General features: G+C 69.7%; 17 protein-coding genes and 1 pseudogene. 6 read left to right on the forward strand and 12 right to left on the reverse strand.

What is annotated here, in order from left to right:
* Positions 1 to 246 precede the first annotated feature (246 nt).
* Positions 247 to 3,558 (forward strand): S8 family serine peptidase, encoded by a 3,312-nt coding sequence (locus OG562_RS14610; RefSeq protein WP_266397455.1) that lies wholly within the window; start codon positions 247 to 249, stop codon positions 3,556 to 3,558.
* 136 nt (positions 3,559 to 3,694) lie between these two features.
* On the opposite strand, the gene OG562_RS14615 is transcribed toward OG562_RS14610, so the two are convergent.
* Together OG562_RS14615 and OG562_RS14620 are read right to left on the reverse strand one after the other, a co-directional pair.
* A complete protein-coding gene (locus OG562_RS14615) occupies positions 3,695 to 4,504 on the reverse strand; it encodes a hypothetical protein (protein WP_266397458.1) in 810 nt (269 codons plus the stop codon).
* A 1-nt stretch (position 4,505) separates the two neighbouring features.
* Complete coding sequence (locus OG562_RS14620) at positions 4,506 to 5,027, reverse strand: RNA polymerase sigma factor (RefSeq protein ID WP_266397461.1); 522 nt, start codon at positions 5,025 to 5,027, stop codon at positions 4,506 to 4,508.
* A 209-nt stretch (positions 5,028 to 5,236) separates the two neighbouring features.
* Between OG562_RS14620 and OG562_RS14625 the strand changes: the two genes are divergently transcribed.
* On the forward strand, positions 5,237 to 6,253 hold the full coding sequence (locus OG562_RS14625) for an aspartate-semialdehyde dehydrogenase (protein ID WP_266397463.1): 1,017 nt from the start codon (positions 5,237 to 5,239) through the stop codon (positions 6,251 to 6,253).
* Here the strand turns inward: OG562_RS14625 and OG562_RS14630 are convergent.
* On the reverse strand, positions 6,250 to 6,744 hold the full coding sequence (locus OG562_RS14630; RefSeq protein ID WP_266397466.1) for a DUF1203 domain-containing protein: 495 nt from the start codon (positions 6,742 to 6,744) through the stop codon (positions 6,250 to 6,252). The two genes, OG562_RS14625 and OG562_RS14630, sit on opposite strands and share 4 nt — an antisense overlap.
* A gap of 112 nt (positions 6,745 to 6,856) precedes the next feature.
* On the opposite strand from OG562_RS14630, the gene pepN reads away from it, so the two are divergent.
* Complete coding sequence (gene pepN / locus OG562_RS14635) at positions 6,857 to 9,424, forward strand: aminopeptidase N (RefSeq protein WP_266397468.1); 2,568 nt, start codon at positions 6,857 to 6,859, stop codon at positions 9,422 to 9,424.
* A gap of 128 nt (positions 9,425 to 9,552) precedes the next feature.
* Here pepN and OG562_RS14640 read toward each other — a convergent pair whose 3' ends face one another.
* Positions 9,553 to 10,512, reverse strand: coding sequence for an EamA family transporter (locus tag OG562_RS14640; protein WP_266397470.1), 960 nt, complete (start codon positions 10,510 to 10,512; stop codon positions 9,553 to 9,555).
* 78 nt (positions 10,513 to 10,590) lie between these two features.
* Between OG562_RS14640 and OG562_RS14645 the strand changes: the two genes are divergently transcribed.
* Entirely contained in the window at positions 10,591 to 11,202 is a 612-nt protein-coding gene (locus OG562_RS14645) for a MarR family winged helix-turn-helix transcriptional regulator (RefSeq protein ID WP_266397472.1), read from the forward strand.
* On the opposite strand, the gene OG562_RS14650 is transcribed toward OG562_RS14645, so the two are convergent.
* From OG562_RS14650 to OG562_RS14675, 6 genes are all read right to left on the reverse strand, one after another.
* Complete coding sequence (locus tag OG562_RS14650) at positions 11,203 to 11,457, reverse strand: hypothetical protein (protein WP_266397474.1); 255 nt, start codon at positions 11,455 to 11,457, stop codon at positions 11,203 to 11,205.
* A 520-nt stretch (positions 11,458 to 11,977) separates the two neighbouring features.
* On the reverse strand, positions 11,978 to 12,232 hold the full coding sequence (locus OG562_RS14655) for a hypothetical protein (protein WP_266397476.1): 255 nt from the start codon (positions 12,230 to 12,232) through the stop codon (positions 11,978 to 11,980).
* Between the two features lie 69 nt (positions 12,233 to 12,301).
* Positions 12,302 to 14,428: a 4-alpha-glucanotransferase gene (gene malQ / locus OG562_RS14660; RefSeq protein ID WP_266397478.1), complete on the reverse strand. Its 2,127-nt coding sequence runs from the start codon at positions 14,426 to 14,428 to the stop codon at positions 12,302 to 12,304.
* Positions 14,429 to 14,608 carry a hypothetical protein gene (locus OG562_RS14665; RefSeq protein ID WP_266409265.1) on the reverse strand — a complete coding sequence of 60 codons (180 nt, stop codon included), beginning with the start codon at positions 14,606 to 14,608 and terminating at the stop codon, positions 14,429 to 14,431.
* A gap of 249 nt (positions 14,609 to 14,857) precedes the next feature.
* Complete coding sequence (locus OG562_RS14670; protein ID WP_266397480.1) at positions 14,858 to 15,193, reverse strand: immunity 53 family protein; 336 nt, start codon at positions 15,191 to 15,193, stop codon at positions 14,858 to 14,860.
* An 840-nt stretch (positions 15,194 to 16,033) separates the two neighbouring features.
* Positions 16,034 to 16,396 carry a hypothetical protein gene (locus OG562_RS14675; RefSeq protein WP_266397482.1) on the reverse strand — a complete coding sequence of 121 codons (363 nt, stop codon included), beginning with the start codon at positions 16,394 to 16,396 and terminating at the stop codon, positions 16,034 to 16,036.
* 203 nt (positions 16,397 to 16,599) lie between these two features.
* Here OG562_RS14675 and OG562_RS14680 point away from each other — a divergent pair.
* Positions 16,600 to 16,803: pseudogene (locus OG562_RS14680) on the forward strand (IS256 family transposase); the annotation flags it as partial.
* Between the two features lie 49 nt (positions 16,804 to 16,852).
* Here the strand turns inward: OG562_RS14680 and OG562_RS14685 are convergent.
* Positions 16,853 to 17,530, reverse strand: coding sequence for a hypothetical protein (locus OG562_RS14685; RefSeq protein ID WP_266397484.1), 678 nt, complete (start codon positions 17,528 to 17,530; stop codon positions 16,853 to 16,855).
* Between the two features lie 134 nt (positions 17,531 to 17,664).
* Between OG562_RS14685 and OG562_RS14690 the strand changes: the two genes are divergently transcribed.
* Positions 17,665 to 18,237, forward strand: a complete 573-nt coding sequence (locus tag OG562_RS14690) for a transcriptional regulator (RefSeq protein ID WP_266397486.1) — start codon at positions 17,665 to 17,667, stop codon at positions 18,235 to 18,237.
* Positions 18,238 to 18,710: 473 nt separating this feature from the next.
* On the opposite strand, the gene OG562_RS14695 is transcribed toward OG562_RS14690, so the two are convergent.
* A complete protein-coding gene (locus OG562_RS14695) occupies positions 18,711 to 19,418 on the reverse strand; it encodes an HAD family phosphatase (RefSeq protein ID WP_266397487.1) in 708 nt (235 codons plus the stop codon).
* Between the last annotated feature and the right edge of the window lie 18 nt (positions 19,419 to 19,436).

Here is a 19,436-nt window from a genome sequence, read left to right on the forward strand (position 1 = left end):
AGGCCGCAACGGCATAGACGGCATAGAAAGCGCACAACCCTCGAACAACCCTCGCACAGCTGTCTCGTAGAGGGTTTTCCCCATAGATCCATATCGATTCGGTCAACTATCCCCAAACATCTGTCCCTTGCGTAAAGCTTTGCGGTCATCCGGGACCGCCTTCCGGACGACCGTGATCAGGCAGGAACGGCTTGATCACGAGACGCTCGCTCCTTTACTCACAAGGTTCACCTCCAAGGGATGCCGATGACCTTCACCCCCCAGCGCGAACCGATATCGGGCGCCAGACGCGTGGTCCGGATAGCCGTGGCCGCGGGCCTGGTGGCCGCGCTGTCCGCGGCCGGACCGATACCCATGGCGTTCTCCGCGGACGCCGGCCAGGCTCCGGCCGCCGACCCGGGCGTGAAGTCCGCCCCCGACAAGCTCGGCTCCGACGACGCCGACCTGCTCGCCGCGGCCAAGGCCGACGGCGACAAGAACGTCACGATGATGGTCGCCACCGCGCCCGGCCGGACCGAGCAGGTCGCCGAGCAGCTGGACGCGGTCAAGGGCGGCTCCGTGGGCCGCACCTACGACAAGCTGGGCTACGTCCGCGCCACCGTCCCGACGGGCAAGGCCGACTCGGCCATCGCGGCCGCGGCCAAGCTGTCCTCGGTGCACGCCATCGACCTGCGGCAGGACATCGCCCTCGACGACCCGACGCCGAGCGCCGACACCGTCAAGGGCGCCAAGTCCTCGGCGACGGCCAAGACCTACTCCGGTCCGAGCAAGTCCACCCCCGCCGAGAACCCGTACAACCCGTCCTTCGAGACGGGCGCCGTCGACTTCGTGAAGAAGAACCCGAAGGCGGACGGCCGCGGGGTCACCATCGGCATCCTCGACTCCGGCGTGGACCTGGCGCACCCCGCGCTGCAGAAGACCACCACCGGTGAGCGCAAGATCGTCGACTGGGTCACCGAGACCGACCCGATCGTCGACAACGACCTGAGCTGGCGCCCCATGCTGACCTCGGTCTCCGGGCCGACGTTCGCCTACGGCGGCCGGACCTGGACGGCGCCGGCGGGCTCCTACCAGATCAACCTCTTCCGCGAGTCGGCCACCGCGGGCGGCGACGCCGCGGGCGACGTCAACCGGGACGGCGACAAGACCGACGCGTGGGGCGTGCTGTACGACGCCGCGGCCGGCACGGTCACCGTCGACGTCAACAACAACGGCGACTTCACCGACGACACCGCGATGAAGCCGTACAAGGACGGCTACCAGATCGGGTACTTCGGCACCGACGACCCGACGACCGACGTCGCCGAGCGCCAGCCGTTCGTCGTGCAGATCCGCAAGGACGTGCCGATGGACCCGTACGGCGGCGACTGGGTCGGCAAGACCGCCGACTTCGCCAACATCGGTCTCATCGCCAGCGAGCACGGCACCCACGTCGCCGGCATCACCGCCGCCAACGGCCTGTTCGGCGGCAAGATGAACGGCGCCGCCCCCGGCGCGAAGATCGTCTCCGCCCGCGCCTGCATCTTCGGCCCGGGCTGCACCAACGTCGCGCTCACCGAGGGCATGATCGACCTGGTCGTCAACCGCGGCGTCGACATCGTCAACATGTCGATCGGTGGTCTGCCGGGCCTGAACGACGGCAACAACGCGCGCGCCGAGCTGTACACGCGCCTGATCGACACCTACGGCGTCCAGCTCGTGATCTCCGCGGGCAACGAGGGCCCCGGCGCGAACACCATCGGCGACCCCGGTCTGGCCGACAAGGTGATCTCGGTCGGCGCGGCCATCTCCAAGGAGACGTGGGCCTCCAACTACGGCTCGCAGGTGGAGAAGAAGTACGCGCTGCTGCCCTTCTCCTCGCGCGGCCCGCGTGAGGACGGCGGCTTCACGCCGACGCTCGTCGCGCCCGGCGCCGCGATCAACACCACCCAGACCTGGCTGCCGGGCGCCCCGGTCGCCGAGTCGGGCTACACGCTGCCGGCCGGCTACTCGATGCTCCAGGGCACCTCGATGGCCTCCCCGCAGGCCGCGGGCGCCTCGGCGCTGCTGCTGAGCGCCGCCAAGGAGAAGGGCATCGCCCTCACCCCGGCGACCCTGCGCACGGCGCTGACCTCGACCGCCGACCACATCAAGGGTCTGCAGGCGTACGAGGAGGGCGCGGGCGCCATCGACATCGTGGACGCCTGGAAGTCCATCAAGAAGGGCGCCACCGCCCACGAGTACACGGTCAAGGCCCCGGTCGACACCGCGCTCGACTTCGCGCTGAAGACTCCGGGCTTCGGCACCGGCGTCTACGACCGTGAGGGCGGCCTCAAGGCCGGCCAGAAGAAGACGTACGACGTCACGATCACCCGTACGACCGGCGCCGACAAGGCGATCCGCCACGAGCTCCGCCTGGAGAACAACGCGGCGGGCACCTTCAAGATCCTCGGCTCGGACGAGGTCAAGCTGTCGCTGAACAAGCCGGTGACGGTCAAGATCCAGGCCAAGCCGGAGTCCGTGGGCCTCAAGAGCGCGATCCTCGAGGTCGACGACCCGAAGACCGAGGGCGTCGACAAGCAGATCCTCAACACGGTCGTCGTCTCGACCCCGGTGAACTACACCTTCTCCAAGAAGGCCACCGTCCAGCGCAACAGCTCGCAGTCCTACTTCCTGACCGTGCCCGAGGGCGCCAAGTCGCTGGAGGTCGCGATCGGCGGGCTGAAGGACAAGAGCCAGACCCGGTTCATCTCGATCCACCCGTACGGCGTCGCGGTCGAGGACAGCTCCACGATCTACTGCTACAACAACTACCTCGCCGGCAACGGCTGCAAGCCGGACGCGCGTTCCTACGCCGACCCGCAGCCCGGCGTCTGGGAGATCGAGGTCGAGTCGCGTCGCACCTCGCCGCTGCTCGACAACCCGTACAAGCTGGACGTCACCGTCTACGGCGCGGTGTTCGACCCGGCGACCGTGACCGTGCCCGAGGCCAAGGTCGGCACCCCGGCCGCCGTCGCCTGGAAGGTCACGAACAAGTTCGCCGCGTTCGACGGCGCCCTGGCCGGCGGCCCGCTCGGCTCGGCCAAGACGGACCGCCCGACCATCGCCAACGGCGAGACCCAGACCACCACGGTCGAGGTCCCGGCCGGCGCCAAGTCGCTCGACGTCGCCATCGGCGACGTCTCCGACGCCTCCGCCGACCTGGACCTGACGGTCTACGACGCCAGTGGCACGCAGGTCGCGCAGTCCGCGGACGGCGACTCCGAGGAGTCGGTCTCCATCCCGTCGCCCGCCGCCGGCACCTACACCATCGAGGTCGTCGGCTACGCGGTCCCGGCCGGGACCACCGCGTACGACTACCGGGACGTGTTCTTCTCGTCCTCCCTCGGCACCGTCACCGTCGACGCGTCGACGCCGGTGAAGCTGGCCACGGGCGCGACGGCGTCGGTCTCCGCGACCGTCACCGCGGCGGCCGCCGCGCCGGCCGGCCGGGCCTTCTTCGGCCAGGTCCAGCTGGTGAACGCGCGGGGCACCGTCGCGGGCACCGGCAGTGTGGCGATCGAGAAGGTCACCCCGTAGCACCCAACAGCACCTAGTAACACCTAGTAACACCTAGTAACACCGTGCAAGAGCGTGGGGCGGGCGTCCGTACGGGCGCCCGCCCTTCGTCGTGCGCAGGCCACGTCATGCGCAGGCCGCATCATGTCCAGCCACGTCACTCGCAGGCGACGTCGGCCGACTCGGGCAGCGCCTGGTCCATCGCCGTCCGCTCGGCGGCGATGTCGGTCTCGCCGACCGCCCAGACGTCGGGGACGGCGGCCCCCTTCGCGAAGCCGACCAGGACATGGTCGCCCTCGCCCACCAGCGGGTCCATGTCCCGCTCCATCTCGAAGTCGACCTCGGCCGCGCTCTTCGCCGGCTTGTAGGCGCGGGTGACGTGCAGCGTGACACGCTCGCGGGTCGTGCCCGGCACCCGTGCCACCTCCGTGACGTCGCCCTCGACGACGAGCCTCGCGCAGGCCAGATAGCCGGGGTCGCCGAGGAGGGCCCCGTCGCCGCCGGCGGCGGCGGTGGACGAGGCCTTCTCGTCGCCCGCCCCGCTGGCGGCGCTCTTGTCCGAGGAGATGTCCGCCGCTCCCCGGCCGACCTGGACCACCACCCATCCGCCCCCGAGCACCAGGGCGCCGGCCGCGGCGACGCCCACCGCGCGCAGGGCGAACGGACGCAGGCGGCCCCGGGGCGGGCGCAGCCGTACGACCGGGGCGGGCGCCGGCCGCGCGGCGGGTTCCGCCGCGGGCTCCCCTGTCAGGGCGTCCGCGACGACGCCCAGCTGGGCGCGCAGCAGCGCCACGTCGGTCCTCGCCGAGCGGCGCGCGGCCAGGTAGGCGGGGTCGGCGCGGGCCTCCTCGGAGAGCTCGGAGAGGGGGACGTCCAGGATCGCGGCCATCAGCGCGTCCATGCCGTGGTAGCCGCCCTCCGGTGCCTCGGGGGTCTCGGGCGTCGTCTCGTGGTCCTGTCCGGGCATGTCACACCACCTCGTCCTCGTGCAGGCGGGCGCGCAGGGCCCGGACCGCCGTGTGCAGCCGGCTCTTGACCGTGCCCTCCGGGACGCCGAGCTCCTCGGCTATCGAGCGCACCGGCAGATCGGCGTAGAACCGCAGGACGACGACCTGACGCTGGGCGTCGGGCAGGTCGTCCAGGCCCTGGGCGACGGCGAGGGAGAGCACGCTGGCGTCCTCGCCGGAGGGGTGCTCGTGCTGGCGCAGCGAGGCCAGCCGCTCCCCCAGCCGTTCCTGGCGGCGCTTGGCGCGGTGCCAGTCCATGGCGAGGTTGGAGGCGACGACCGCCGCCCACGCGGAGACGTCGCGCGGTGCCTCGTACCCCTTCGCGGTGCGCTCCAGCAGCCGCAGCCGCACCTGCTGGACCCCGTCCGGCAGATCCGCCTGCGGCACCCCGCCGAGCGCGAGCACCGCCCGTACCCGCCGTTCCTGGGCCGTGTCCAGAGGATCGTCGTCCTCCTGGACACGGCGGGCCTTTCTGCGCAGCACAAGCCACCCCCCTCACCGCGTTTCTTCTACGACGCCACAGCGCACGGAAACGTTCGGAGGCGTACGTCACACCGGCCCGGGTCGTGTCCCATTCCTCGGGCATGCACGGCAAAGAATTGGACAGGTGGGCCGGGGTCGGCCGCATGATGGAAAGGCCTCGGCCAGGCAACACGCACGTAAAGAGACACGAAAGACACAGAGGAGTCGCCGTGAGGGTCGGAATCGTCGGAGCCACCGGTCAGGTCGGCACGGTCATGCGCAGGATCCTCGAGGAGCGGGACTTCCCCGTCACCGAGCTGCGTCTGTTCGCCTCGGCCCGCTCCGCGGGGACGGTCCTGGACGGCGTGACGGTGGAGGACGCGGCGGCCGCCGACTACACCGGCCTCGACATCGTCCTCTTCTCCGCGGGCGGCGCGACCTCCAAGGCGCTGGCCGAGAAGGTCGCCTCGCAGGGCGCGGTGGTGATCGACAACTCCTCGGCGTGGCGCAGGGACCCGGACGTGCCCCTGGTCGTCTCCGAGGTGAACCCGCACGCGATCGCCCGCCGCCCCAAGGGCATCATCGCCAACCCGAACTGCACGACGATGGCCGCGATGCCGGTCCTGAAGCCGCTGCACGCCGAGGCCGGCCTCGAGGCGCTGGTCGTCGCCACCTACCAGGCGGTGTCCGGCTCGGGCGTCGCGGGCGTGGCGGAGCTGCACGGCCAGGCGCTGAAGGTCGTGGCCGACGCCGACAAGCTGGCCCACGACGGCGAGTCGGTCGACTACCCCGAGCCGCAGGTCTACAAGCGCCCCATCGCCTTCAACGTCATCCCGCTCGCGGGCTCGATCGTCGACGACGGTCTGAACGAGACGGACGAGGAGCAGAAGCTCCGCAACGAGTCCCGCAAGATCCTGGAGATCCCCGACCTGAAGGTCTCCGGCACCTGTGTGCGCGTCCCGGTCTTCTCCGGCCACTCCCTCCAGGTCAACGCCCGTTTCGCCCGCCCGATCAGCGCCGCGCGCGCGACGGAGCTGCTGGCGGACGCCGAGGGCGTCGTCCTCACCGACATCCCGACCCCCCTTCAGGCGGCCGGCAAGGACCCGTCGTTCGTGGGCCGCATCCGCGAGGACGAGACCGTGGAGCACGGCCTCGCCCTCTTCGTCTCCAACGACAACCTCCGCAAGGGCGCGGCCCTGAACGCGGTGCAGATCGCGGAGCTGGTGACGGCGGAGCTGAAGGGCTAACTCCTTCTGACCTCGTAGAGGAAGCAGCCGTACTCGACGGCCCGGACGTGGACCAGTGCCACGGACGGGTCGTCGAACGCGTTCCGGAAAGCCTCGTCGAAGCCGTCGCCGTCGCCGCCGTCCGGGTCCGCGACGAGTCGTCCGCCGAGGATGCGTCCCTCGGCCGAGTAACGCCGCACCACGCGATGGTCGTCCGCGAACGGATGTCCGCCCCCGTCCTGCGGCCCCGCACACTCCTCCGCGTGGATGAAGACCGGCCCCTGCTCGTCGTACGCCCTCGGCTCGGCCCCCGTTTCCGCGGCCCAGCGGCGCAGCGGGGCGTACGAGACGAGGGCGATCCGCTCCCCTGGCTCGCTGCGGCGCAGACAGCAGCGGAGCGGATCCCCGCCCTCCTCATCGATCACGGGAACCATGCGGCGTCCCGCGTCGTCGGCGGAGCGCAGTTCCTTCAGGACCCACGAGTCGACGGGTCGTGCGATGTATGTCGTCATACGCCCAGCCTCGCGCTCCTGCGAGCCGCCCACCGGCGGGAAATGGACATCGCGTTCCGCGCAGATCACGTGGAAGGATGGCGCAACCCACACATAACGAGGAGATGACCGCGTGCCTGGCACAAACCTGACTCGCGAAGAGGCGCAGCAGCGGGCGAAGCTGCTCACCGTTGACTCGTACGAGATCGATCTCGACCTCTCCGGAGCGCAGGAGGGCGGCACCTACCGGTCCCTGACCACCGTGCGCTTCGACGTCGCCGAAGGGGGCGCGGAGTCCTTCATCGACCTGGTGGCCCCGGCCGTCCACGAGGTGACGCTGAACGGGGACCCGCTGGACGCGGCCGAGGTGTTCAAGGACTCCCGGATCGCGCTGTCCGGGCTGCTGCAGGGCCGTAACGTCCTGCGGGTCGTCGCCGACTGCGCCTACACCAACACCGGCGAGGGTCTGCACCGGTTCGTCGACCCGGTGGACGAACAGGCCTATCTGTACACGCAGTTCGAGGTGCCGGACGCGCGTCGCGTGTTCGCCTCGTTCGAGCAGCCGGACCTCAAGGCCACCTTCCAGTTCACGGTGAAGGCCCCGAGCGGCTGGACCGTCGTCTCCAACTCCCCGACGCCCGAGCCCAAGGACGACGTCTGGGTCTTCGAGCCGACGCCGAGGATCTCGACGTACATCACCGCGCTGATCGTCGGGCCGTACCACTCGGTGCACAGCGTGTACGAGAAGGACGGGCAGTCGGTGCCGCTGGGCATCTACTGCCGGCCGTCGCTCGCGGAGTTCCTCGACTCGGACGCGATCTTCGAGGTCACCCGGCAGGGCTTCGAGTGGTTCCAGGAGAAGTTCGACTACGCGTACCCGTTCGGGAAGTACGACCAGCTGTTCGTGCCGGAGTTCAACGCGGGCGCGATGGAGAACGCGGGCGCGGTGACCATCCGCGACCAGTACGTGTTCCGGTCGAAGGTGACGGACGCGGCGTACGAGGTGCGGGCCGCCACGATCCTGCACGAGCTGGCCCACATGTGGTTCGGCGACCTGGTCACCATGGAGTGGTGGAACGACCTGTGGCTGAACGAGTCGTTCGCCACCTACGCGGAGGCGGCCTGCCAGGCCTACTCCCCGCAGTCGCGCTGGCCGCACTCCTGGACCACCTTCGCCAACTCCATGAAGACGTGGGCCTACCGCCAGGACCAGCTGCCGTCCACGCACCCGATCATGGCGGACATCCGCGACCTGGACGACGTGCTCGTCAACTTCGACGGCATCACGTACGCCAAGGGCGCGAGCGTGCTGAAGCAGCTCGTGGCGTACGTCGGCATGGACGAGTTCTTCGCGGGCGTGCAGGCGTACTTCAAGCGCCACGCGTTCGGCAACACCCGGCTGTCGGACCTGCTGGGCGCGCTGGAGGAGACCTCCGGGCGTGATCTGAAGACCTGGTCGAAGCTGTGGCTGGAGACGGCCGGCATCAACGTCCTGCGTCCGGAGATCGAGACGGACTCCGACGGCGTCATCACGTCCTTCGCCATCCGCCAGGAGGCCCCGGCGCTCCCGGCGGGCGCGAAGGGCGAGCCGACGCTGCGCCCGCACCGCATCGCCGTCGGCCTGTACGTCCTGGACGCCGACTCCGGCAAGCTGGTGCGCGACGAGCGCATCGAGCTGGACGTCGACGGCGAGCTGACGGCCGTACCGCAGCTGGCCGGCAAGCGCCGTCCGGACGTCATCCTGCTCAACGACGACGACCTGTCGTACGCGAAGGTCCGCCTCGACGAGCAGTCCCTGGCGTTCGTGACGGAGCACCTGGGCGACTTCGAGTCCTCGCTGCCGCGCGCCCTGTGCTGGGCGTCGGCCTGGGACATGACCCGGGACGCCGAACTGCCCACCCGCGACTACCTGTCCCTGGTGCTGTCCGGCATCGGCAAGGAGTCGGACATCGGTGTGGTGCAGTCCCTGCACCGCCAGGTCAAGCTCGCCATCGACCTGTACGCGGCCCCGGCGACCCGCGAGGCCCTGCTGACCCGTTGGACCGACGCCACGCTGGCCCATCTGCGGTCCGCCGAGGCGGGCGGCGACCACCAGCTGGCGTGGGCACGGGCGTTCGCCGCCACGGCCCGTACGCCGGAGCAGCTGGACCTCCTGGACGGCCTGCTGGAGGGTTCGCAGACGATCGAGGGCCTGGCCGTCGACACCGAGCTGCGCTGGGCGTTCGTGCAGCGCCTCGCGGCGGTCGGCCGGTTCGACGAGACGGAGATCGCCGGCGAGTACGAGCGCGACAAGACGGCCGCCGGCGAGCGTCATGCGGCGACCGCCCGGGCCGCCCGTCCGACGCCGGAGGCCAAGGCGGAGGCGTGGGCGCTGGTCGTCGAGGACGACAAGCTCCCCAACGCCCTTCAGGAGGCGGTCATCGGCGGCTTCGTCGACACCGACCAGCGTGAGCTGCTCGCGCCGTACACGGACAAGTACTTCGAGGTCGTCAAGGCGATCTGGGACACCCGTTCGCACGAGATCGCCCAGCAGATCGCGGTCGGCCTCTACCCGACGATCCAGGTCTCCGAGGAGACCCTGGCCAAGACCGACGCCTGGCTGGCCTCCGCCGAGCCCAACGCGGCCCTGCGCCGCCTGGTCTCGGAGTCCCGCTCGGGCGTGGAGCGAGCGCTGCGCGCCCAGGCGGCGGACGCGCAGTAGTCGTCAGCGGTACGTCGTAGGCGGTACGTCGTAGGCGGTACGTCGTAGGCGGTACGTCGTGAGCGACACGCCGTGAGCGGTACGTCGATGGGGGCGCCCGGCACTGTGCCGGGCGCCCCGCTTCGTGCTCAGCCCGGCTTCCTGGGCGGAGCGGAAGACGGAGCAGCACACGGAACGGCGGCCGATCCGGCCCGCCCTTGCGGTGAGCGGTGTGCCACAACGCGAGGGGTCCGCGACCCCAGCTGTCCCGCCACCGTCGCGCCGAACGCCAGTGCCATGCCCGTCAGTTGCACCGGCGTCAGCGCCTGGCCGAGGGCGGCCCAGCCGACCACGGCGGCGGTCAGCGGGGAGAGCGGGCCGAGGAAGGTGACCTGGGTGGCGGTGAGGCGGCCGATGCCACGGAACCAGAGCCAGTACGAGACCGCCGTGTTGGCCAGGGCGAGGTAGAGGTAGCCGCCGATCGCCCGGCCGTCCAGGGCGGGCGGTGCGCCCTCGACGAGGAGGGCGACGGGCGCGATGAGCAGACCGCCGGCGGTGAGCTGCCAGCCGGTGAGGGCGAGCGGGCCGACGCCGTCGGGGCGGCCCCACTTCTTGGTGAGGACCGTGCCTGCCGACATCGAGGCGGTGGAGGCGAGCGCGGCCAGCACGCCGAGCGTGTCCAGCGCCCCCGCCGCCTTCAGCACGACCAGGCTGACGCCGAAGGCGGCCGCCAGTCCGGTCAGCACGGTCCGGGCGGTCGGCCGCTGCCCCAGCAGCAGCGCCGAGAGCCCGACGACGAACAGCGGCCCGACCGAGCCCACGACCGCCGCCATGCCGCCGGGGAGCCGGTAGGCGGAGAGGAAGAGAAGCGGGAAGAAGGCGCCGATGTTCAGCGCGCCGAGCACCGCCGCCTTCGCCCACCAGACGCCCCGAGGCAGCACGCGCCCGAGGGCGAGCAGCAGCAGCCCGGCGGGCAGGGCGCGCATCAGGCCGGTGAACAGGGGGCGGTCGGGCGGGAGGAACTCGGTGGTGACCGCGTAGGTGGTGCCCCAGGAGATGGGGGCGAGGGCGGTGAGAGCGGTGAACAGGACGGTCCGGGGCCTCTTCATATAGATAGCTTAGCGCTAAGCAACTTACCGTCAAGCCACTTTCTTGCGGGTGATCGAAACCGGGCGGATACTCACGGAATGAGCAGCTCACAGCCGCACCCCCCGCCGATGTCACCCTCGCCGACGCAGACGCCGTCACCCCCGCCGACGCCGTCGCCGTCGCCGTCACCCCCGCCGACGCCGTCGTCTCGGCGCAAGGACCCCGTCGACGCGATCGTCGAGCAGTGGGCGACGGTCCGGCCGGACCTCGACACCACCGCCATGGAGGTCTTCGGCCGGATCTTCCGGCTCTCGCGCGCGATGGGCGACCGGATGGAGAAGGCGTACGCCCCCCTCGGCATCGCCCGTGGGGAGTTCGACGTCCTGGCCACCCTGCGCCGCTCCGGCGAGCCGTACACCCTCTCGCCCCGTCAGCTGTCGGCGACGCTCATGCTCACCACCGGCGGGATGACCGGCCGCCTCGACAAGCTGGAACGGGCCGCACTGCTGCGCCGCTCCCCCGACCCGCACGACCGCCGGGCCCTGCAGGTGACGCTGACCGAGAAGGGGCTGGACCTGGTCGACCGGGCGGTCGGCGCGGGCCTCGCCGTCCAGACGGCGACCCTGTCCGCCCTGCCCCCCGAGCAGACCGACCGACTGGCCGACCTGCTGAGGGAGTTGCTGTTCGCGACCGAGGCCCCGGGGAACTGATCAGTCGGCGTCGGGCGGCCAGGGGAAGCCGAGCTCCTCGGCGCGTTCGCGGGAGCCGACGCTCACCCGACCGCAGGTCTTCGGGTCCTCCTCGGCCAGCCGTCGCAGGGCGGCGGCCCGTGCCCCGGGCGACTCGGGCGCGGCCCCCGGGAACCCTGCGCGGGCGGGCGGGTGCGCGGGGCCACGCGTGAGGAGCGCCGGAACGAGGGGCCGCCCGTCGACGAGGATGCGGGTCTCGACCGGCTCCCGGTCCACGGGTCGCCTACGCCGACCTCCGGGCGGAGGGCGGGGAGGGCGGCGGTTGCGCCTGGCGTCGAGGTCGTGGCGGGCGTCGAGGTCGTGCCTGACCTCGAGGTCGTGGCGGGCGTCCGGCGCGGCAGAATCCGGGGCGGCAGAGTTCGGGTCGGCCAAGGAGTCCGAGCGGGGCTCCGCCAGGAGCCGTCCGAGGGAGTCCAGCAGCGCGCCTCGCGGTAGCCCGACGGCCAGTCCATCAGCAGGGCGGCGCCGCTGCTCAGGTCCAGGGCGGGCGGGAGGGTGAGCGCGACGCGCTCTTCCTGGGCGCTCACCGAGCGGTGTGGGACTCGATTCCGTAGGTCATGCGCGACAGCCTGCCAGCCCGGTCGAGGGCCTGTCGAAGGAATTTCCGCGCGCGCTGCCGTACCCCGCACAGACGACCGAAGGCACCGCCTCCGGCGTCGGCGTACGGCGGTGTGCGCGTACGGACGGCGGGGACGGCGCCCTCGGGAAAACCGTGGAACGGCTTACGGCGGAGTCGTCAGGCCTTCGCCTTGGCCGGCTTCGGCTGACGGTCCTTGGACTTGTCGAGGACCCATACGAGTCCGAAGATGGCCCCGAACAGGGCGAGGGGAGCCACGACGTAGAGACCCAGCGTGTCGATGACGCTGAGGCCCGGGCCGGGGTCGTCGCCGTCGTCGCGGGTCAGCGCGAGCGCGGGGGACGACATGAGCAGCATCATCAGCGTCGTACCGGCAGCCAGGGCGCCGGCGCGCAGGGCGTTCTTCTTGTCCACGGTCCCCAAGTTAGCGAACGCCCGAAAGGCCCGCGCGCCCGGGGTGCCGTACGGGGACGCCCGCGCCCCTCAGCCCCCCTCCCGCAGCCCCTCCCGCACTCCCTCTTCCCGTCCCTCTTTCAGTACGTCGATGAGTGCATGGAGGCGCGGGGAGGCCGCCAGTTCCTCCAGGGTCACCGGGCGGCCCTCCGCGTCGGCGATGGGCAGCCGCCAGTTCGGGTACTGGTTCCAGGTGCCGGGGAGGTTCTGCGGGCGGCGGTCGCCGACGCCGTCGGGGAGCCAGACGCCGATCATGCGGGCGGGGGTGCGCAGCAGGAAGCGGTGAACGGCCTGGACCTGTGCCTCCTCCGAGGAGGGGTCGCTTCCGCCGCCCGCGCCCGCGAGGAGTCCGAGCCGGGTGAGCAGGTTCAGCCACTCCCCGGCGTCGGCGGCGGCGGCCGCGCGCTCCTCCTCCAGAGGATGGGTCAACAGGCCGAGCCGGTCGCGGAGTTCGACGTGTTCGCCGGTGAGCCGGGCGGCGGTGGACGGCAGGTCGTGGGTGGTGGCGGTGGCGAGACTGTCGGCACGCCAGCGGTCCGGGGGCAGCGGACGGCCGTCGCCGTCCCAGTCCCGCTCGAACCACAGCACGGAGGTGCCGAGCACCCCCCGCTCGCGCAGCGCCTCGCGCACGCCCGGCTCCACCGTGCCCAGGTCCTCGCCGATCACCGTCGCGCCGGCGCGAGAGGCCTCCAGTACCAGGATCGCAAGCATGGCCTCGGCGTCGTATCGAACATACGCACCCTCGGTGGGCGGTTCGCCCTGCGGGACCCACCACAGGCGGAACAGGCCCATGACGTGGTCGATGCGCAGGGCGCCGGCGTAGCGGAACAGTGCGCGCAGCAGCCTGCGGTACGGGGCGTACCCGGACTCGGCGAGCCGGTCGGGTCGCCAGGGCGGCAGGCCCCAGTCCTGGCCGCGCGCGTTGAAGGCGTCGGGCGGGGCGCCCACGGACATGCCGGCGGCGAAGTACTCCTGCTGGGCCCAGGCGTCCGCGCCCTCGGGGTGCACGCCGACCGCCAGATCGTGCACGATCCCGACCGGCATGCCGGCCTCGCGCGCGGCGCGCTGAGCGGCGGTGAGCTGGGCGTCGGTGAGCCAGGCGAGGCGCGACCAGAAATCGACGCGGTCCATCAACTCGCCGCGGACGCGACCGGTCTCGGCGGACCGGGGATCCCTCAGTCCGTCCGGCCAACGCTGCCACTCCGAACCGTGCACCTCCGCGAGCGCGCACCAGGTGGCGTGGTCCTCCAGGGCCTGCCCCTGTTCGGCGAGGAAGTCGCAGTAGGCGGCCCGCCGACCGGGCCCGAGCGGCACCCGGACGACCGCTTCGAGGGCCTCCCGCTTGACCTCCCACACGGCGTCCCGATCGATCAACGCCCCCTTCTCCAGCACCGCTTCACGCAACCGCCCACCGCGTTCGAGCAGCGCCCGCATCCCGTCCGGATCGTCGACGTACGCGAACTCGGGAACGTCCTCGACCCGCAGATGCACCGGGTCGGGGAAACGACGCGAGGACGGCCGATAGGGGGACGGATCGGTAGGCGCCCCCGGCACCCCCGCATGCAACGGATTGACCTGCACGAACCCGGCCCCCAGCGCCCGCCCCGCCCAAGCGGCGAGCTCCCCCAGATCCCCGAGATCGCCCATGCCCCACGAACGACGGGAGAGGAGGGAGTAGAGCTGAACGAGAAGCCCGTACGACCGTCCGGTGAAGGCGGACGGGGATGTGGACGCGGGCGTGGGCAGGCGGGGCGGGGCGACGACGAGGTGGGCGTGCCCGGTACGACCGTCGGGCGCACTGGCAGTCAACCGATGCACCCCTGGCGGCAGCTCCTCGACGGAGGCACGACTCTCACCCTGTTCGGTGTCGATGTGCAGCCGGCTGCCGGCGGGAAGGGCGTCGAGCGCCGTCACCGGACTCCCGCTCCAGCACACCACTGTCGGCGGCAGCAGCCGCGTGCTCAGCTCCCCCTCTTTTGCGGCGAGAGCGTCCCGCACGGCCGCCGGGTCGCCCGCGTCGACGCCGAGAGCCGCGAGGGCACGGACGACGGCGGCGCCCGACGCCATGACCGTACGGTCCGGCGACGGCTGAAACGAAGCGGCGACACCGTACAGCCCTGCCAGCCGGACGAGCTCCTCGCCGAGGGGTGCGGTCATCTACGGCCTCGCGAAGTCGGAGTCCAGGGCGGCAAGCGGCGGCTCGCTCGTAAGGGGCTCGGCATCGGGCAACGGGGGTTCACTGGTCAGCGGGGCCTCGGCCCGAGCACTCTCGGCACCGAAGACACAGACCCCGGACTCTTCGGCACAGGCGGAGAACTCGGCAAAGGGCTCGACCAACGGCTCCTCCTCAGAGGATCGGGCGGAGATCTCCGCCGACCGTTTGGACTGGGCCGGAATCAGGGGGTAAGCCGGTGCGACCACGGTGGCCTCCTTGTCGGGTACGGCATCGGTACGACGTCGGGTGCAGCCCCCGAAGGGGCTATCGCAGCCCTACCCCGTGCGCCGCGGGCAACTCGCTTCTTGAGGCAATCCACGCCGGCGGATGCAACACGGCGTTCTCCTCGCGGTCGGAAGCGAGGAGAACTGCTACCGCTCCACCGAGGTGGCCCACACCCGGAACAGACCCAGCACTTCCCCCAGATTGAGCGGACCGCACGAAGCCTCGAAGACATCGTCCGACACCCTCGCCATCCCCCAGTCCGAGCCACTGCGCCGAAATTCCGTCCCCTCATACGGCCGACCAGCCAGCAAGGTCTCTTCCAGATCGATCCGCACGGACCAGCCCGGGTTGTCCAGCGTGTCGATCCGAACACCCCACTCATGCTCCCAATCACCGTCGCACTGAGCCTCGTACCACCGTTGCAGCCAGCCGAGCTCTCCGCCTGAGTCCGTTGCGTCTGTTGCATGCGTTGCGTCCGTCATGGCTGGTGATCTTATGAGGGGGCGATGGGGTGGGGTTGCGCTGCTCGCTGCGGAAATCTGGTTCACGGCCAACCCGGCCCCGGGAGACAACGATCTCCGAAAAGGGGAACCTTGTCATCCCATTGTGAAGTTCGACAAAATCGAATTTTACTCCATTCGATTTCCGTACCTGATCTCCATCATTACCCCGGCACACCCGTACCTTCAATACGCATACCGACCGCTATGCTTCTACTGTCCACTTCCAGTCCAATCAGATCTTCGGACTCGAGAGCCGAAGACCCCACGTACGTCAGGGGTTTAGCAAGACCGGACCGGGGGTGTGACATGGCAGATCTGCGAAATCCCGACGAGCCGGACAGTGATCACGAACGGGGCCCCACAAAGGCCGACATCTTGATCGCGATCCTCTCGGCGATTGCGGCACTCGCAGGATGTGTGGAGCAGCTGACGCGCTAGCGCCAGAACGTTGAAATGTGAGCCGGACGACGGCAGGGCCAAAAAACGGGCCCGGCCGTTAGCTAGTCGGCCGGACCCGCTCAACGACTCCACGCATCGACCCGGCTCTGGTGGACTAGACCGGAGCCGGGCCCCTCTGCCTGGAGCCCGCTCGCTGTGACGTCTCGACTATCGAAGTCGAAACTCAAAGTTGGGCCTGTGACTCTTAAGCCCAGACTATAGCCCGCCGGCCGTCATAGGCTCTAGCCGATCCTCACAGGTATTCGATACGGGTCCGCGCTCTGCCGTCTTCGAGTTGAGCTCTGCGCGCCCTGGCAAGAGCGTTGACCTCATCGAGTAAGGAATCCGCGAGACGGAAACCGAGATGGCGGCGCGGGCCGCCTACGGGCACGACAGGTCGTGGGGCAGATCGCAGACGTCGTCGCGCATGTGCAGCCTGCGGAGGTCCTGGACCAGTGCGACGGGGTAGGGATGCATTGCCCACTTGGCGAGATAGCCGGCCTCGCCATGCTCCGTGAGCACAGTCCGGGCCGCTGCCAAGACAGCGTGAGCGAATGCCGGACGCGGATAGGTCGCCTGCCAGATCACCGTGCCGTGGGAGTCCGGAAGGTCGGGGCTGACGGCGACGTCGGGGAACTTGTAGACAGTCACGCTGACCGCGTCATCCGTCGTGCGGAGCACCCAGCGAAGCTCCTGCGGCTCGGCGTCGAAGAAGAACCGGGCTGAGCGCCGCCGCCCGTACATCTCACCTGCTCCCGCTACAAGGTCCGCCAACGCGTCAGTGCAGTAGCTGGCGATCAACGATGCCGTCTGAGAGTCATCGGATAGATGGCATCTCGCCCAACCATGGCCTACGAGTTCCCACTTCAGCTGAAGGGCGCCGGCTGACCCTTGATCCATCGACACAGGCCCAGGCTAATGGCATCGATCGGCCCCGAGCTTGGGACTTCGCGACGGTGCGGCTACGGACGGAGGTCACGAAGGACGCCGGCTCCCGCGCGGCGGCCCTCGCGATGGTCTTCAAGCTCGTCGAGTCCGCCCAAGTCCGTTGGCGGGCCGTGAACGCACCTCCCCTTGTCGCCCTCGTCCGGGCCGGAGCCCGCTTCGAGCGCCGCCACCTCGTAGAACGCTCCGAGGCTCACGCGGTATGAACCACGTCAACTGGCCCACAGATATTGACAATTACTCAACCGAACCGGTCTACATGTAGGACCGGATGGCCACCGTGACATCCATGTCGAAGGCGTTTGCCCCTGCCCCGGACGGCAGGCCCAGGGCCCGGTCGAGCGCGCGGCCCAGGGGGCCGCAGCCACTGGTGGCCGGGGCGGCGAACTCCGCGTCCTGGGTACCGAAGGCGGCGACCAGGGGGTCCTTGGATATCACCCGGGTGGGATCGGTGTCCTTGAGCACCAGGTGGACCGCGTCCTCATCGCTGCCCACCGAGCAGCCCGACGACGGCAGGGCCGGCAGCCCGTGCGCCGAGCCTATGGCGAACTTGATGTCGAACTCGCCGCGCCGGGTGTCGTCGGACAGGAAGTCCGAGTAGCCGCCGTACAGCGGAGTCAGGGTCAACGGGGTGCCTCCCACCCGGATTGGCGCAGCGGTCATCTCCCCGAAGACCTGCCGGAATTCACCGTCCACACGGCCTTCCGCAAAGGTGATCTTCATAGGTTCGGTGAGCGGCTCGTCGACGGCGCCCATGCGCAGATGCCCCGTGGCGTGCATGACCTCGCAGCGCCAGGTCCCGGGATCCGCACCCGCGGGCAGCTCATCGACGGTCGGACAGGCGGAGAAGTCGAACTCGGGTAGATCCGCGGCCCGTTCAGCTCCATGCGCGGGTGCGGCGCCCAGGGCGAGTCCGACAAGCAGGGCCCCCACAGCAGCACTTGTGAAGCGTCGGGCTGTGCGGTTCAAGGTCACTCGGTTCGGCGTCATACGCCCCAGCATTGCAGAGGTTTCTCTGCAGAGGAAGGTCTGCAGAGGAATCGCTGCCATCTGGATAGACTGCCGCCATGACGAAAGAGCGGAGAGCGGAAGCCGCAGGGCGGCGCACGGTCGACAGCCCCAAGGTGCTCAAGGCCCTCTCGCACCCTCTGCGCCTGCGTATCCTGCGCCACCTCGGCGCGGCGGGCCCGGCCACCTCGACCACGCTGGCCGCCGCCCTCGGCGAGAACACCGGGACGCTCAGCTACCACCTGCGCATGCTGGAGCGTAGCGGCCTCATCGAGGACATCCCCGAGCGCTCCACCGGGCGTGAGCGCTGGTGGCGCGGGGTGCGCGGCCTCGACATCCGCAGACCGCCGCAGGGTGAGCTGACGGAGGCCGAGCGTGCCATGTCGGCCGAGCTGGACCGGATGAGGATGGAGGAGGACGTCGAGCTCGCCCGGCAGTTCACTGCCGGACAGGCGGAGTCCGAAGGCTGGATGCGGGGTTCACGCAGCCTCATCCACCTCACGAAGGGTGAGCTGGACGCGTTCCATGACGACTATCTGGCCCTGCTCGCGCGCTATGCCCGCGGGCCCGAGGACGCCCCCGACGACGCGCGACCCGTACTTCTCCGCTGGTTCGGCCTGCCCGCTGACTGACCGTACGGGTGAGCTGAGGGAAGGGACCAGGTCGGGCCGACGTCTTCACGGGCAACCACGGCCTCCTCATTCGAGCGAGGCTTTGCCCGGACCTCGAACGAGAAGAAGATCCGAACGAGCAGAAGATCAACAATCAGTCACACCGCCCATCGAGACTGCGGCCCGACCAAGATCGATCCACAGGTCTCGACAATTGCTCTCTGGCGGCGCGACCCCTTCGTCCCGAAGCAACTTGGGTGGGGGCGCGAAAGAAGTCGGTACGTGGGATTTTGACCCAGCTGCCGAATTCATTTCGTATCGATGGTCTGCCGATCCGGCCCCGTTCATCGTGAGTCAGGACAAGCCTCAGCAGCCGACATTTTTGTTCCAGGCCAACAGCTGGAGCTTCCAGCCTGGCCGACACGAGGGATCACTTCAGTTGCGGCGAACGGCGGATCACAACCCACTGACCAGAAGTTTTGATTAGAGTCGCATCAAGGCTTCGCCCGCCTCTCCTCCAGCTGCTTCACCACGTCGGATATCGATAAGTCGGCCAGGGACGGCACCACGAGATCAGCCTCGGCCAGATCCAGTCCAGCGGTCATTGAGTTCGGTACGGCTATACAGGACAGGCCGGCGGTCTTGGCGGCCGCGATACCGTTGGGCGAATCCTCCACCGCCAGGGCATGCATCGGATCGACCCCCAGGTCGCGGCATGCCCTGAGATAGGAATCCGGAGTCGGCTTACTTCTGATGTCGGCATCACAACAGACCAAGGTGCTGAAGTAATCCGCCAGGTCGAGGCGCTGAAGGTGACCGGACACCCAAGAGATCGGCGAGCTGGATGCCACGGCCACCGGATATCTGTGACGCCGGGCCTCGTTGAGCCATTCAGCGATTCCCGGTTGGACGCTCTGTCTCCGGATTAATTCCTTACTGAGCGCCACTCGCCTACGAGTGGCCTCCTGCTCGTCTATCCGGACCTTCGAACTCCCTGCAAGCTCGGCGAGCAGATTCGGCCGCTCAGAGGTTCCGAGTTGTCTCGCCCACTCCGTGAGCGACGGCGGCGGGCAGCCGTAGTACTCGAAAAGCGCGACCCATGATTGAAACAGTGTCGTCTCGGTGTCGAGGATTACGCCATCGAAGTCAAAGACGATCGCCTGAAATTTCCTAACCGGCCAAGGATAGGCTGAGCGCATCATCCACAACCACCTCTCACT

It is taken from the genome of Streptomyces sp. NBC_01275, from assembly GCF_026340655.1.
Lineage (GTDB): Bacteria > Actinomycetota > Actinomycetes > Streptomycetales > Streptomycetaceae > Streptomyces.